The 1537-nt window shown below is 34.0% G+C and carries 1 protein-coding gene; it reads right to left on the reverse strand.

Annotated elements, in window-relative coordinates; all coding sequences use genetic code 11:
- Positions 1-24 precede the first annotated feature (24 nt).
- A complete protein-coding gene (locus AC1DTM_RS26000) occupies positions 25-1272 on the reverse strand; it encodes a DUF445 domain-containing protein (RefSeq protein WP_477001238.1) in 1248 nt (415 codons plus the stop codon).
- Positions 1273-1537 lie beyond the last annotated feature (265 nt).

Below are 1537 nucleotides of genomic sequence, written 5' to 3' on the forward strand. Positions count from 1 at the left end.
TTCCACAATTGTGGAAGGTTTCTCTCATATAATCGCTTTTATTCCTTCTAAAACTAATCCAATCATAAAGCCACAAACAGCCCCGTTCACACGAATCCACTGCAAATCTTTCCCGACATTATTTTCAATCATTTCGATTAATGTTTTATCATCTAACTTATCAAGGTTTTCTTGCACAAGCTTTCCAATTTTCGAATGATTTTTTTCAACAATAGTAACAACTTGTTTTTGTAACCAATCTTCTATTTTTTGAACAGTCAGTTCATCTTCTTTTATTTTATTCATTTGTGTTTGTAAGAATGGAACAACATATTTATCGGCAAATTCTTCATTCTTCACAAAGGTAACTGCCCTTTGTTGTACTTGCTCAAGCATCTCTTTTATTTTGTCAGTAGCATCCCAATTGGTAATCCATTTTTCTTTCCACTTCTCTAATTCCTGTAATAAAGATTCATTTTCTTTTACATTTATAATTTCTTGACGAATCTTCGCTAATATAAGTTGTCTTGTGCTATTATCAGCATCTTGCAAGCTGTTAATATTGCTAATAATAAACTTTTGCAAAATGCCTCCAATTTTATCTTCATCTACAATATTCATAAATGATTTCAAAGTAAACTGCAGGAATCCATCTACTTTTATGTTTTCCATCGCCTTCATACCTAAGCTTCCTAGCTGATAACGTGCTTCATCTTGAGCTGTCCAATCTTTCACCTTTACTAATATGTAATCAAGTGTTTTTTCATCATATTCTTGCACAACTAATTGATCAACAAGCACTTGTAATATGTTACTTGTATTAATTGTATGCAAATACGTTTTTAATTCTTTTTCAATAATAACTGCTAATTTTTCCGTATCTATTTGAAGAATCGCTTTCTCAGCAATTGTTACAATTCCTTTTTTCACAGCGTCAGACTGTAACTCTTTCTCAGCAATTTCCAGTACCATTTGTGCTAGCTGCATTTCTTTTACTTTACTTGTAATACTTTCTTTCGTCAGCCATTCATTTTCTAACGTAGAAACGAGCCCCTTTGTTACCCGCTTACGATTTTTAGGTAATAATGCTGTATGCGGAATTGGGATTCCCAACGGATGACGGAATAAAGCTGTAACCGCAAACCAATCCGCAAGTCCACCAACTAACCCCGCTTCAAATCCCCCTTGAATAATCTCCCCAGCTACCGTTCCTTGAAAAGGGATCGAAGCCGCAAAACCTACGCCCATAACCCCAAGCGAAATACCCGCTATATATTTTGTCTGTAATGACATCGTATACACACATCCTCTTATTATGTAAAATAACGCTTTTTTATTATATTTAATCGATATGAATAATCCTTTATAACTATACTATAAAGAACTAATGTGAAAATAACAAAGATTTTTATGTACATGAAAAAATGAGGCTTTAAATCGCCTCATTCTTCCTTACTCTGCTTTCGTTAATTCCGAACCTTTTTTATAATAACCACTCATCACGTCTTCTGGAACCATACTACCGCCAGTTCCCCACACAATATGAGTACCATTCTTC

The organism is Bacillus sp. P4_D3 (assembly GCF_056401855.1).

What these genes read in the sequence shown, in the direction of transcription:
- AC1DTM_RS26000 (WP_477001238.1), bottom strand. Translation starts at nt 1,272, where the DNA reads ATGTCATTACAGACAAAATATATAGCGGGTATTTCGCTTGGGGTTATG.